Annotated in this window: 14 protein-coding genes and 1 pseudogene; all 15 read left to right on the top strand. The window is 71.8% G+C overall.

The genetic code is table 11. From position 1 onward, the window contains the following. Nucleotides 1–94: 94 nt before the first annotated feature. The 15 genes and pseudogenes from AC07ZS_RS09495 (at nt 95) to fabG (ending at nt 13406) form a co-directional block, all read left to right on the top strand. Nucleotides 95–334 carry an acyl carrier protein gene (locus AC07ZS_RS09495; RefSeq protein ID WP_494798349.1) on the top strand — a complete coding sequence of 80 codons (240 nt, stop codon included), beginning with the start codon at nt 95–97 and terminating at the stop codon, nt 332–334. 3 nt (nt 335–337) lie between these two features. Further along, nucleotides 338–1603: a beta-ketoacyl-[acyl-carrier-protein] synthase family protein gene (locus tag AC07ZS_RS09500; protein ID WP_494798350.1), complete on the top strand. Its 1266-nt coding sequence runs from the start codon at nt 338–340 to the stop codon at nt 1601–1603. Between the two features lie 24 nt (nt 1604–1627). Next, nucleotides 1628–1912, top strand: coding sequence for a phosphopantetheine-binding protein (locus tag AC07ZS_RS09505; protein ID WP_494798351.1), 285 nt, complete (start codon nt 1628–1630; stop codon nt 1910–1912). A gap of 1 nt (nt 1913) precedes the next feature. Continuing rightward, nucleotides 1914–2576, top strand: coding sequence for a COG4648 family protein (locus AC07ZS_RS09510; RefSeq protein ID WP_494798352.1), 663 nt, complete (start codon nt 1914–1916; stop codon nt 2574–2576). Continuing rightward, nucleotides 2573–4214, top strand: a pseudogene (locus AC07ZS_RS09515) (AMP-binding protein). Before AC07ZS_RS09510 ends, AC07ZS_RS09515 begins: the two are co-directional and overlap by 4 nt. After that, the gene (locus tag AC07ZS_RS09520) at nt 4211–5116 is read left to right on the top strand and encodes a lysophospholipid acyltransferase family protein (RefSeq protein ID WP_494798353.1); all 906 of its coding nucleotides are present in this window, start codon (nt 4211–4213) and stop codon (nt 5114–5116) included. Before AC07ZS_RS09515 ends, AC07ZS_RS09520 begins: the two are co-directional and overlap by 4 nt. Next, nucleotides 5113–5676: a LolA-related protein gene (locus AC07ZS_RS09525; protein WP_494798354.1), complete on the top strand. Its 564-nt coding sequence runs from the start codon at nt 5113–5115 to the stop codon at nt 5674–5676. The genes AC07ZS_RS09520 and AC07ZS_RS09525 overlap by 4 nt, the downstream gene beginning before the upstream one ends. Further along, the gene (locus AC07ZS_RS09530; RefSeq protein WP_494798355.1) at nt 5673–8012 is read left to right on the top strand and encodes an MMPL family transporter; all 2340 of its coding nucleotides are present in this window, start codon (nt 5673–5675) and stop codon (nt 8010–8012) included. Before AC07ZS_RS09525 ends, AC07ZS_RS09530 begins: the two co-directional genes overlap by 4 nt. Next, nucleotides 8009–8647 (top strand): alpha/beta hydrolase, encoded by a 639-nt coding sequence (locus tag AC07ZS_RS09535; RefSeq protein ID WP_494798356.1) that lies wholly within the window; start codon nt 8009–8011, stop codon nt 8645–8647. Before AC07ZS_RS09530 ends, AC07ZS_RS09535 begins: the two co-directional genes overlap by 4 nt. Before the next feature lies 1 nt (nt 8648). Then, the gene (locus tag AC07ZS_RS09540; RefSeq protein WP_494798357.1) at nt 8649–9455 is read left to right on the top strand and encodes a polysaccharide deacetylase family protein; all 807 of its coding nucleotides are present in this window, start codon (nt 8649–8651) and stop codon (nt 9453–9455) included. Continuing rightward, the gene (locus tag AC07ZS_RS09545) at nt 9452–10174 is read left to right on the top strand and encodes a methyltransferase domain-containing protein (protein ID WP_494798358.1); all 723 of its coding nucleotides are present in this window, start codon (nt 9452–9454) and stop codon (nt 10172–10174) included. The genes AC07ZS_RS09540 and AC07ZS_RS09545 overlap by 4 nt, the downstream gene beginning before the upstream one ends. Nucleotides 10175–10236: 62 nt before the next feature. Further along, nucleotides 10237–11433, top strand: a complete 1197-nt coding sequence (locus AC07ZS_RS09550) for a beta-ketoacyl-[acyl-carrier-protein] synthase family protein (protein WP_494798359.1) — start codon at nt 10237–10239, stop codon at nt 11431–11433. After that, complete coding sequence (locus AC07ZS_RS09555; RefSeq protein WP_494798360.1) at nt 11430–12224, top strand: beta-ketoacyl synthase chain length factor; 795 nt, start codon at nt 11430–11432, stop codon at nt 12222–12224. The genes AC07ZS_RS09550 and AC07ZS_RS09555 overlap by 4 nt, the downstream gene beginning before the upstream one ends. After that, nucleotides 12221–12667: a hotdog family protein gene (locus AC07ZS_RS09560; protein WP_494798361.1), complete on the top strand. Its 447-nt coding sequence runs from the start codon at nt 12221–12223 to the stop codon at nt 12665–12667. The genes AC07ZS_RS09555 and AC07ZS_RS09560 overlap by 4 nt, the downstream gene beginning before the upstream one ends. Before the next feature lie 19 nt (nt 12668–12686). Continuing rightward, nucleotides 12687–13406, top strand: coding sequence for a 3-oxoacyl-ACP reductase FabG (gene fabG / locus AC07ZS_RS09565; protein WP_494798362.1), 720 nt, complete (start codon nt 12687–12689; stop codon nt 13404–13406). Nucleotide 13407 lies beyond the last annotated feature (1 nt).

Genomic DNA, 13407 nt, shown 5'->3' on the forward strand with positions numbered 1-13407 from the left:
CGGTCTTTGCTTCGGAGGCGTTCCCCATGTTCGTTGTTGCGCAGCAGCTTGCTTGCAGGCCCCACCCTGCCAGTTTCATCCCTGGGCATTTTTCATGAGCTCCACTGAACTGATCCGCACCTTCCTCGTCGACCGCCTGGGCGTCCAGCCCGATCAGGTGACGCCCGAGGCCTTGCTGGCCGAACTCGGGGTGGACTCGCTGATGCTGGCCGAGCTGATGTTCGAGGCCGAGGACCGGCTGGGCATCGACATCCCCTCCGACGTCCAACCGCCGAAGACCGTGGCCGAGATGCAGGCCGTGATCGACTCGCTGGCCGCGCTCAAGGCCGGCTGAACCATGCGCAGCCACCGTGTCGCGATCACCGGCATCGGGGTGATCAGCCCCTACGGCGGTGATGCCCGGGACTTCTTCGAGCGCCTGCTGGCCGGCGAGTCCGCCGTGCGCCAGCTGGAGCTGACGGCCGATCTGCCGCGCCCGCTGTCCCACCCGTTCGTGGGCTGCCCCGGCTTCGCCCCCGAAGCCGCCCTGGGCAAGCCGCTGGCCCTGATGATGGAGCGTTTTGCCCAGCTGGGCATGGCGGCGGCCTTCCAGGCCTGGGACCAGGCCGGCCTGCCGCGCCAGCCCGACGGCGCCGACAGCGACGAGCGCGAGAGCTGGGGCTGCATCTGGGGCACCGCCCTGGGCGGCCTGGAGGCGCACGAGCGCGGCGGCCGCGACCTGTGGGTCCGGGGGCGCGACCGCGTCTCGCCGCTGTCGGTGGTGCAGGGCATGAACAACGCGGTCAATGCCCACATCTCCATCCAGCTTGGCCTGGGCGGCGTGAGCACCAGCCACACGGCCGCCTGCGCGTCCTCCAGCATCGCCATCGGCGAAGCGTTCCGGCGCGTGCGCAGCGGCGAAGCCACCGTGATGGTCACCGGGGGCTCCGACATCTGCCAGTCCTACAGCGTGCTGCGCGCCTGGGACGCCATGCGCGTGATGGCGCCGGGCAACGCCGAGACCGCGCCCGCCGCCTGCCGCCCGTTCGCGGCCGACCGCGCCGGCCTGGTGCTGGGCGAAGGCGGTGCCGCCCTGGTGCTGGAAGCCTGGGACCACGCGATCGCCCGGGGGGCGACCATCCATGGTGAAATCGTGGGCTATGGCACCAGTTGCGATCACAGCCACCTGGTCCGCCCGCACCGGCAGGGCCAGGTGCGCGCCCTGCGCGCCGCGCTTCGCGACGCCGAGCTGGCGCCGCACGAGATCGGCTACGTCAACGCCCACGGCACGGCCACGCCCGAAGGCGATCCGGTGGAGATCGCCGCCCTGTGCGAGGTGTTCGGCGACGGCGCCAGGGAGTTGCCCGTGAGCGCCACCAAATCCATGCACGGTCACCTGCTCGGCGCTGCCGGCGCGATCGAGGCCGCGGTCACCGTGCTGGCGCTGCGCGAGCAGGCCATTCCGCCCACCGCCCACCTGGCCGGGCGCATCGACCCCGCCTGCGAGGGCGTGGACCACGTGCTGCAGGGCCGGCGCCAGGTGCCGCTGCGCGCGGCGCTGTCCAACTCCTTTGCCTTCGGTGGCAGCAACGCCGTGCTGGCGTTCCGCGCGCCGCCCCTTTGAAGCCTCTTTTTCCCACGGACCGTCATGACCCAACCCGTCTCCCCTGAAACCGTCGATGCCCTCTGGCCCGAGGTGGTCGCGCTGATCATCGAAGCCCTCAACATGGAGCTCGCGCCCGGCGAGGTCGACCCCGACGGGCCCCTGTACGGCGAAGGCATGGGCCTGGACTCCATCGACATGCTGGAGATCTCGCTCGTCATTTCCAAACGCTACGGCTTCCAGATGCGTTCGGACAACGAGGACAACGAGAAGATCTTCGCCTCGCCGCGCGCCCTGGCCGCCCACATCGCCAGCCAGCGCACCCAGTGAAATGACCGTTTCCACGCTGCTGCGGGACCTGGGTGTGCTGCTCCTGATGGTGGCCTGGGTGATCGCGGCGCACGTGGGCAGCTCCGGCTGGGGCAACGCGGATTTCAACGCGGCGGTGGGCGTGTTCCCGATCGCCGTGGCCGCGCTCATGGCGCTCTGGCGCCTGCCCCAGTGGCTCGTGCGCGGCGCCGGCGTGCTGGCCCTGGGTGCCTTGCTGGCCTGGCTCTGGCCGCGCCTGCGCCACAACGTGGCCCTGCTGTATTACATCCAGCACCTGGGCATCCACGTGGCACTGGGGGTGCTGTTCGGCAAGTCGCTGTTCGGGCCGGGCGATGCCCTCATCACCCGCATGGCGCGGCGCATCTTCGGGCCCGAGCTGTCCGAGCGCAAGCTGCGCTACACGCGCGGCGCCACGCTGGCCTGGACCCTCTTCTTCTTCGCCAACGCGCTGGTGTCCACCGCGCTCTTCATCTGGGCGCCGCCGGCGATCTGGTCGATCCACGCCAACGTGCTGACCGGTCCGCTGATCGGCCTCATGTTCCTGGGCGAGCACCTCGTCCGTCTGCGGGTGCTGCCGCCGCACGAACGCCCGGGCCTGGCCGCCATCCGGCAGGCCTACCAGCGCGAGTCGGCGCGGCGCAGCGCCGATCCACCGCCGCCATGAACGACACCCTGCCGCTGATCGGAGCCCACGGGCTGGACGACGTGTTCGCCTGGCGCGCGCAAGGCGCGGTGCGGGTGCGCGAATTCCTGGCCGACGCGCACGCGCTCGCCGCCCGCCTGCCCGAGGGCGGCTGGCTGCTCAACGTGTGCGAAGACCGTTACCACTTCGCGGTCGGTTTCGCCGCCGGTCTGCTGGCGGGCAAGGTCAGCCTGCAACCCTCGTCGCAGTCGCCCGAAACGCTGCAGCGCCTGGCGGCCGACTACCCCGGCGTGTCCTGGCTGGGCGACCGGCCCGGGGCGGTGCCCGACCTGCCCGGTCTGGTGTTTCCCGATCTTTCCGCGCAGCCCCGGCCCGAGGTCACCGACATGCCCCGGGTGGACGTGCAGCGCGTGGTCGCCATCCTGTTCACCTCGGGTTCGACCGGCCTGCCGCAGCCGCACCGCAAGACCTGGGGCAAGTTGGTGCTCAACGGCCGCGCCGAGGCCACGGCGCTGGGCCTGATGCAGCGGCCGCAGTCCATCGTCGGCACCGTGCCCATCCAGCACAGCTACGGCTTCGAGTCGACCTTTCTCATCGCGCTGCACGGTGGCTGCCAGTTCGCGGCCGGCAAGCCCTTCTACCCGCAGGACATCGTGGCCGCGCTGCAAGCCGTGCCGCGCCCGCGCATGCTGGTGACCACGCCGTTCCACCTCTCTGCGCTGCTGGCCTCGGAGCTGCCGTTGCCGCCGATGGATCTCGTGCTCTCGGCCACCGCGCCGCTCAGCCCCGATCTCGCGCGCCGCGCCGAAGCGCGCTGCGGCGCGCCGGTGCACGAAATCTACGGCTCGACCGAATCCTCCGCGCTGGCCAGCCGGCGCACGCTGGACGGCGCGGCCTGGCAGCTGATGCAGGCGGTCTGCCTGGAACACGAAGGCGACACCACCTACGCCCTGGGCGGGCATGTGGAAGGCCGCGTGCCGCTGGCCGACATCATCGAGTCCGGCACCGAGGGCCGCTTCCTGCTGCACGGCCGGCATGCCGACCTGATCAACATCGCCGGCAAACGCACCTCGCTGGCCTACCTGAACCACCAGATCGGCGCGCTGCCCGGCGTGGTCGATGCGGCCTTCTTCCTGCCCGACGAGGCCGGCGACGACGGCGTCACGCGCCTGACCGCCTTCGTGGTCGCGCCCACGCTGGACGCCCGCACCCTCATGGCCGGCCTGCGCCAGCGGCTGGACGCCATCTTCCTGCCGCGCCCGCTGGTGTTCGTCGAGGCCCTGCCGCGCAACAGCACCGGCAAGCTGCCGCGCCAGGCCCTGCAGGCGCTGCACGCCGAGAAGGTGGGCCATGGACGCGGCTGAGTTCCACTGGGCCGTGCCGCCCGACCACCCGGCCTTTGCCGGGCACTTCCCGGCGCGCCCCATCGTGCCGGGCGTGGTGCTGCTCGATCAGGCGATCGTGTTCGCGGGGCAGATGCGCCAGCGCCCGTTGCAAGGCGGTTGGCAGGTCTCGCAGGCCAAGTTCTTCGTGCCGGTCGGGCCGTCGCAGGTGCTGCGCTTCGCGCTGCAGACCACGCCGCGCGGGGCCATCGCCTTCAGCGTGAGCTGCGAAGGCCGCGAGGTGGCGGCCGGCAGCCTCGTCCCGCCGGCGCCATGAAGGGCGGCACCCCTCCCGAGTGGATGCGCCAGCGCGAACGCAGCCACCTCGGCGCGCTGCGTTTCATGGTGTGGCTCTCGCTCACCCTGGGCCGTCCTTTCGGTCGCCTGGTGCTGCGCTTCGTCACGCTGTACTTCGTGCTGTTCTCGCCGAAGGCACGGCGCGCCAGCCGCGACTACCTGCGCCGCGCGCTCGGCCGCCCACCCACCTGGCGCGACGGTTACCGCCATGTGTTCAGCTTCGCGAGCACGGTGCACGACCGCGTCTACCTGCTCAACGACCGCTTCGACCTGTTCGACATCCGCTTCGTCGGCGACGACGCGCTGCACGACGCGCTGCAGCGCCAGCGCGGCGCGCTGCTGCTCGGCGCCCACCTGGGCAGCTTCGAGGTGCTGCGCGCCATGGCCCACGTCCGCGCCCATGCGCCGGTGGCGATGATGATGTACGAGGACAACGCGCAGAAGATCAACGCCATCCTCAACGCCATCAAACCGGGCGCCCGGCAGGACGTGGTGGCGCTGGGCCACCCCGACACCATGCTCAAGGCGCGCGACAAGCTCGACGACGGCCACCTGGTCGGCCTGCTGGCCGACCGTTCCCTCGCCAACGACAGCACGGCAGAATGTGTCTTTCTGGGGGAGCCGGCGCGTTTCGCGGTCGGGCCCTGGCGCATGGCCGCCATGCTGCGCCGGCCGGTGTTCTTCATGGCCGGCCTCTACCTGGGCGGCAACCGCTACGAACTGCGCTTCGAGCAACTGGCCGATTTCTCCACCGTCGAGCGCGGCGAACGCGACGCCGCCATCGCGCAGGCCATGCAGGCCTACGCCGACCGCCTGAGCGAACTCTGCCGCCGGGCGCCCTACAACTGGTTCAACTTCTTCGATTTCTGGCAACGCAAATGATCCGACGACTTCTCACCGGCCTCGTGCTGCTCGGCGTCACCGCCCTGGCGCACGCCGCCCTCGACCTCGACCAGCTGATGGCCGAACTGGCCCGCAACCCCGGCGGGCAGGCGAAGTTCGTCGAGAAACGCCACCTCGCGCTGCTGGACAAACCCGTCATCGCCACCGGCGAGATGCGCTACTCGCCGCCCGACCGGCTGGAGAAGCGCACGCTCACGCCCCAGGTCGAGACCATGGTGCTCGACAAGGACACGCTCAGCCTGGAGCGCGACCGCCGCCGCATGACCATCCGCCTGAGCGCGCGGCCCGAGGTGGCCGCCTTCGTGGACAGCATCCGCAGCACGCTCGCGGGCGACCGCGCCGCGCTGGAGCGCAACTACAAGCTCTCGCTCAGCGGCAGCCTGGAGGCCTGGGTGCTGGTGCTGGTGCCCAGCGACGAGCGCATCACCAGCCTGCTCAAGAGCATCACCGTCAAGGGCGTGCGCCAGCAGGTGCTGGGCATCGACTACCTGCAGGCCGACGGCGACCGCACCGAAATGACGATCGAGCCGACGCCATGACCCGCAGCGTCTGGCGTGCCCTGCTGATCTGGCTGGCGGCGATGGCGGTCGGCCTGGGCCTGCTGTGGAACACCCGTTTCTCGGCCGACGTCTCCTTCTTCCTGCCGTCCAAGCCCACGCCCGAGCAGGCGGTCATGGTGGACCAGCTGCGCGAAGGCGCGGTCTCGCGCCTGCTGATGCTGGCCATCGCCGGCGGCAGCCCGGACCAGCGCGCCGATGCCTCGCGCGCGCTGCGCGCCGCGCTGAAGGAAGAGGCCAGCCTGGACACGGTGCAGAACGGCGAGGCGGAGGCGCTCGACGCCGCGCGCGACTTCCTGCTCGACCACCGCTACGTGCTCAGCAGTGCCGTCACGCCCGAGCGCTTCAGCGTGGAAGGCCTGCGCAGCGCGGTGAACCACAGCGTGGACCTGCTCAGTTCCTCGGCCGGCCTGCTCTTCAAGCCCTACCTGGCGCGCGATCCCACGGGCGAGCTGGTGGAACTGGTGTCGGGCCTCAATGCCGGCGTGCAACCCAACGAGCAGGACGGCGTGTGGGCCTCGCGCGACGGCGAACGCGCCATGCTGGTGGTGCAGACGCACGCGCTCGGCTCCGACACCGACGGCCAGGCCGCCGCCATCGACCTGATCCGTGAGCGTTTCGCCAAGGTGGTGGAGCAACCCGGCCTGCAGGGCCTGGCGCTGGAGATGTCGGGCCCGGGCCTGTTCGCGGTGCGCGCGCGCGCCACCATCCAGGAAGAGGTCAGCCGCCTCTCGCTCATCAGCACCGCCATCCTGGCCGTGATGCTGGGCTTCATCTACCGCCGCGGGCGCCTCATGCTGCTCACGCTGGTGCCGGTGCTCAGCGGCACGCTTGCGGCCATCGTGGCGGTCGGCCTGGTGCACGGCACCGTGTTCGGCATCACCGTGGGCTTTGGCGCCGCGCTCATCGGTGAGGCGGTGGACTACGCCATCTACTACTTCGTGCAGTCGGGGCGGCAGGGCGTGGGGTCCTGGCGCGAGCAGTACTGGCCCACCATCCGCCTGGGCGTGCTCACCTCGGTGCTCGGTTTCGGCGCGCTGCTGTTCTCGGGCTTCCCTGGCCTGGCGCAGCTCGGGCTGTACGCCATCACCGGTGTGCTGACGGCCGCGCTGGTCACGCGCTACCTGTTGCCGCAGCTCGCCGGCCCCGGCGTGCACCTGCACGACGGCGCGAGCAAGGGCCGCTTGCTGCGCCCGCTGGTGGAGCGCGCCACCGTGCTGCGCTGGCCCCTGCTGGCGCTGGTGTTGGTCTCGGCGGTGTACCTCGTGAAGGAACGCAACGACCTCTGGCAGTCCGACCTGTCCGCGCTGTCCACCGTGAGCCAGGCCGAAGGCGAGCTCGATGCGCGCCTGCGCGGTGACCTGGGCGCGCCCGATGCGCGCTACATGGCCGTGATCACCGCGCCCGACCGCGAAAGCGCGCTGCAGGCGGCCGAACGCGCCGGTGCGAAGTTGCGGCCGCTGGTCGAGCAAGGCCTCATCGGCGGCTACGACACCCCGGCGCGTTTCCTGCCCAGCGAGGCCACGCAGGCCGCGCGCCGCGCCAGCCTGCCCACGCCCGAGGAACTGCGCGAGCGCCTGCGCGCCGCGCTGGTGGACGCGCCGCTCTCGGCCGATCGCCTGCAACCCTTCCTGGACGACGTGGCCGCCGCGCGCCAGGCGCCCCCGTTGACGCGCGAAGCGCTCGAAGGCACGGGCCTGGGGCTGGCGGTCGATGCGCTGCTGATGCAACGCCCCAACGGCTGGAGCGTGCTGCTGCCCCTGCGCCCTTCGGCCGAGGCCACGGGCGCCGACATCCCGGTGGCCGCCGTGCGCGAGGCGCTGGCCGGCAGCGGCGCGCTGTTCATCGACCTCAAGGGCGAGTTCGACACGCTCTACGGCGAGTACATCGACGAAGCCATCGTGCTCTCGCTGGCGGGCTTCCTGGCCATCGTCGTCGCCATGGCCTTCGTGCAGCGCAGCGCGCTGCGCCTGGCCAGCGTGATGCTGCCGCTGGTGATGGCGGTGGTGGTCGTGATCGCGGGCCTGCATGTCTTCGGCGTGCACCTGCACCTGCTGCACCTGGTGGGCATGCTGCTCACTGTGGCCGTGGGCTCGAACTACGCGCTGTTCTTCGACCGCCTCGCGCTCGGCGAGGAACTGGACGACGAGACCCTGCTCTCCATCGGCGTGGCCAGCTTCACCACCGTGGTGGGCTTCGGCGTGCTGGCGTGGTCGACCGTGCCCGTGCTGCACGCCATCGGCGTGACGGTGGGGCCGGGCGCGGTGCTGGCCCTGGTGCTGTCGGCGGCCTTCGCCGTCAGAAGGCCGGCGGCATGAAGGCCTTGCGCACGGTCGGCACCTCGGGCGCTGCGCCGCAGCTGCTCGTGATGCTGCCCGGTGTGGCCATGCGGCCCGAAGACCTCTTCGAGGCCGGCTTCGCCGACGCCATCGAACGCCGCGGCCTGGCGCTGGACCTGCTGGCGGTGGACCTCAGCGGGCTCGGACTCGACGCCGTCGACACCTGGGACGCCCTGCAACACCAGGTGCTCACGCCGGCGCGCGAGCGCGGCGCGCGCGTCTGGCTGGGCGGCATTTCGCTTGGCGGCATGGTGGCCATGGCGCACCTGGCCGCGCGCCCCGGCGTGGCCGACGGCCTGTGCCTGCTCGCGCCCTACCCGGGCAGCCGCCCGAGCGTGAACGTGATCGAACGCGCCGGCGGCGTGGACCGCTGGCAACCGAGCGCAGAAGACCTGCGCGACCCCGAGCTGCGTGTGTGGCAGTGGCTGCGGCGCCCGCCCGCCGACCTGCCGGTGTTCGTCGGCCACGGCACGGAAGACCGCTTCGCCGCGCGCATTGCGCAACTGGCCGAGCGCTTCCCGGCCGCGGCGCGCCACACCGTGCCGGGCGGGCACGACTGGTCGGCCTGGCGGCCGCTGTGGGCGCGTTTCCTCGATGCCGGGCACTTCCACTGACATGGCCACGCCGCGCTGGACCCCGTCCCCCTTCCTGAGCGCGAGCGCCGCCGTGCACGGCGCGGCCGCGCTGGGCATGCTGGCCGTGCCCGCCGCCTGGCCTTGGGGCGTGGGGGCGCTGGTGGCCAACCACGCGCTGCTGGCCGGCGCCGGCCTGTGGCCCAGCTCGCGCCTGCTCGGGCCCAACCTGATCCGCCTGCCTGAGGCATCGGCGCAGCGGCGCGAGATCGCACTGACCATCGACGACGGGCCCGACCCCGAGGTGACGCCGCGCGTGCTCGACCGGCTCGATGCGGCGGGGGTGAAGGCCAGCTTCTTCTGCATCGGCCGCATCGCCGAGCAGCACCCCGCGCTGTGCCGCGAGATCGTGCAGCGCGGCCACCGCGTGGAAAACCATGGGTACGCCCACAGCAACGCGTTCTCGCTGTTCGGCCCTGGCGCCATGCGGCGCGACATCGTGCGCGCGCAGGACACGCTGGCCGACATCACCGGCCAGGCACCGCGTTTCTTCCGCGCCACCGCCGGCCTGCGCAACCCGTTTCTCGACCCGGTGCTGCACGGCCTGGGCCTCACGCTCGCCACCTGGACGCGCCGCGCCTACGACACCCGCACCGGCGATCCCGAGCGGGTGCTCCGGCGCCTCTCGCAGCGCCTGGGCCCGGGTGACATCGTGCTCATGCACGACGGCCACTGCGCCCGCACGCCCGCCGGTGAACCTGTCATCCTCGCGGTGCTGCCGTCTTTGCTGCAGACCCTCGCCGAGCGCCAGCTCCAACCCGTCACCCTGAACCAAGCCCTGAACCCATGAGCCGCCAATCCGTCCAGATGCTGGTCAACGAAGCCAGCCAGACCTTCCTGCCCAGCGGGCGCTTCGCCTACCACTACGCGCGCGGCAAGCTCGGTTACGACAGCATCTTTCACGAGGTGCTGCGCCGGGGACTGCTGCCCGAAGGCGGCCACTACCTCGACCTGGGCTGCGGCCAGGGCAGCCTGTTCGCCTGGCTGCTGGCCGCGGGCCGGCTGCACGCACAAGGCCATTGGCCGGCCGGCTGGGCGCCGCCGCCGGAGCCGAAGAAGCTGCGCGGCATCGAGCTCATGCAGCGCGACGTGGACCGCGCCGCGCGCGCCTTCGGGCCGCAGCACCCGGTGGTGCGGGTGGAGCAGGGCGACATGAACGCGGTCGATTTCGGCCGGCCCGACGCCATCCTCATCCTGGACGCGCTGCACTACTTCAGCCACGAACAGCAGCGCGAGGTGCTCGCGCGCATCCGCCAGGCCCTGCCGCCCGGCGGTGTCTTCCTCACCCGCATCGGCGACGCCGGGGCGGGCCTGACCTACCGCATCTGCAACGGCGTGGACCGCCTCGTCACCTACACGCGCGGGCACCGCCTGCCGCGCCTGTACTGCCGCACCCTGCAGGACTGGGTGGCCGAGCTGCAGCACCTGGGCTTCGTGGTTGAGACCGAGCCCATGAGCGGGCGCAAGCCCTTTGCCAACGTGATGCTGGTCTGCCGGGTACCGCACTGAGCGCGGGCCGCTTCTCTGCGACCATCTGAGACAATGCCCGACCCCGTTTTCAGCTCCTGCCCGTGAAGCCCCTGCTGCTGTCCGCCTACACCGCCACCACCTGCCTGGGGGTGGGAATCGATGCCCACCGCCAGGCCGTGCGCGAAGGCCGCAGCGGGCTGCGCCCTTGCGCTTTCGAGACCGTGAAGCTGCCGACCTGGGTGGGTGAAATCGACGGCGTGGACGCGCTGGCCATGCCCGCCGCGCTGGCCGCCTACGACTGCCGCAACCACCGCCTGGCCCTGCTGGCGCTGCGCGCCGACGGCTTCGAGGACCGCGTGCGCGCCGCCGTGGCGAAACACGGGGCCCACCGGGTCGGGGTCTTCATGGGCACCAGCACCTCGGGCATCCTGGAAACCGAACTCGCCTACCGCCAGCGCGACCCCGCCAGCGGCGCGCTGCCCGCAGCGTTCAGCTACGGCACCACGCACAACCCCTATGCGCTCAGCGAGTTCCTGCGCGAGCACCTGGGCATCACCGGCATGGCCGCCACGATCTCCACCGCGTGCTCATCCAGCGCCAAGGTGTTCGCCGCCGCCGCGCGCCAGATCGAGCTGGGCACGATCGATGCGGCCCTGGTCGGGGGCGTGGACTCGCTGTGCCTGACCACACTGTACGGCTTCGCCTCGCTCGAACTCACTTCCGAAGAGCCTTGCCGTCCCTACGACGCGGGGCGCGACGGCATCTCGATCGGTGAAGGCGCCGCCTACGCGCTGCTGGAGCGCGGCGCCGGGAACCCCGATGCCCAGGCCGTGTGGCTGCTCGGTTCGGGCGAGTCCAGCGACGCGCACCACATGTCGGCGCCGCACCCCGAAGGCCTGGGCGCGAAGCTGGCCATGGAAGCCGCGCTGCGGTCCTCGTCCTTGAACGCGCAAGACATTGACTACATCAACCTGCACGGCACGGCCACGCCGGCCAACGACAGCGCCGAAGGCAAGGCCGTGGCCGCCCTGTTCGGCGACCGCGTGCCGTGTTCGTCCACCAAGGGGGCGACCGGCCACACCCTGGGCGCGGCCGGCGCGGTGGAGGCCGTGCTCTGCGCGCTCGCCCTGGTGGACGGCTTCGTGCCTGGCAGCCCGGGCTCGCGCGCGCTCGACCCCACCATCCCGCTGCAATACCGGTTGCAGGGCGCACCAGCCGCACTGCGCCATGCGCTCACCAACTCCTTCGGGTTTGGCGGCAGCAACTGCAGCCTGGTGTTCGGAAAGGCCGCACCATGAACGCGCCGCTGACCGCCTGGATCACCGGCATTGGCCTGATCGCCCCCGGCCTGCCCGACTGGCCGAGCGCGCGCGCCGTGTTGCGCGGTGAACAGGCCTGGACGTCCGCGCCCTCGGTGCTGCCCACGCCCAGCGTGTTGCCGCCGGCCGAGCGCCGCCGCGCCAGCCGCGTGATCAAGCTCGCGCTGGGCATCGGCCTGGAGGCCGCCACCGGTGCCGACGTGTCCACCCTGGCCACGGTGTTCAGCGCCTCGGGCTCGGACGGCCACAACTGCCACGCGCTGTGCGAGCAGCTCGCCACCGACGACCGCCACATCTCGCCCACGCGCTTCCACAACTCGGTGCACAACGCGCCCGCCGGTTACTGGGGCATCGCCACCAAGTCGATGGCCCCGTGCCAGGTGCTGTGCGCCTACGACGGCAGCTTCGGCGCCGGGCTGATCGATGCGCTGGGCCAGGTGGTGCTGGACCGGCAGGCCACGCTGCTGCTGGCCTACGACAGCGAGTACCCCGAGCCCTTGTTGGCCAAGCGGCCCGTGCCCGACTGCGCCGGTGTGGCCCTGAGGCTCGAAGCCGAGCCCTCGCCGCAGGCGCTGGCGCGCATCAGCGTGCAGACCACCGAGGAGCCTGCGCGCCCGATGGACCAGGCCGCGCTGGAACCCTTGCGCGCGGCCATCCCCGCGTTGCGCTCGCTGCCGCTGCTGGAGCGCCTCGCACACGCCCGCAGCGGCGAGGTGTGCATCGACTATCTGCCCGGGCTGCAGCTCGCGGTGCGGATCGAGCCCGCATGAGCCCGGCCACGCTGGACCGCGCGGGCATCGCCGCTCGCATCCCGCACCAGGGCGACATGTGCCTGCTCGAGGCCGTCGCCGAGTGGTCGGCCGAGCACGTGGTCTGCCGCGCCGTCGGCCACACCGACCCCGCGCACCCGCTGCGCGCGCACGGCCGCCTGGGCGCGGCCAACGGCATCGAGTACGCGGCCCAGGCCATGGCGGTGCACGGCGCACTGGTGGCCGGCACCGAGGCTGCGCCGCACCAGGGCTATCTCACCAGCGTGCGCGGCGTCAGCCTGCACGCCGAGCGGCTGGACGACCTGCCGGGCCCGCTGGACGTGCGCGCCGAACGCCTCTCGGGCGACGCCTCCAACGTGCTTTACCGTTTCTCCGTGAGCCACGCTGGCCGCTGTCTGCTCGAAGGGCGCGCGGCCGTGGTGCTCGACGCCGACACCCTCTGAACCCGAAGGACCCGCCGCCATGAAACGAGCTCTTGTCACCGGTGGCAGCGGCGGCATCGGTGCCGCGATCTGCCAGCGCCTGGCCGCCGACGGCCACCACGTTCTCGTGCACGCCAACCGCCAGCTCGACAAGGCCCAGGCCATCGCGCAGGCCATCCGCGAGAGCGGCGGCAGCGCCGAGGCCGTGGCCTTCGACGTGACCGACCGCGCCGCCACCGCCGCCGCGCTTGCGGCCCTCACCGAGGCCGGTGCGGTGCAGATCCTGGTGAACAACGCCGGCATCCACGACGACGCCGTGTTCCCCGGCATGAGCGGCGAGCAGTGGGACCGCGTGCTCGACGTCTCGCTCAACGGCTTCTACAACGTGACGCAGCCGCTCACCATGCCCATGATCCGAAAGCGCTGGGGCCGCATCGTCAGCATCTCGTCGATCGCCGGCGTCATGGGCAACCGGGGGCAGGTGAACTACGCGGCGGCCAAAGGCGCGCTGCACGCGGCGAGCAAGTCGCTCGCACTCGAACTCGCCACCCGGGGCATCACCGTCAACGCGGTGGCGCCCGGCATCATCGAGACCGACATGATCGAAGGCGCCTTCGATGCCGAGGCCATCAAGCGCCTGGTGCCCATGCAGCGCGCGGGCCGCCCCGACGAGGTGGCCGAGCTGGTGGCCTTCCTGGCGTCCGACAAGGCGGCCTACGTGAGCGGGCAGGTGCTGTCGATCAACGGCGGCATGTGCTGAG

The sequence above is a fragment of the Hydrogenophaga sp. GW456-12-10-14-TSB4 genome (genome assembly GCF_059424305.1).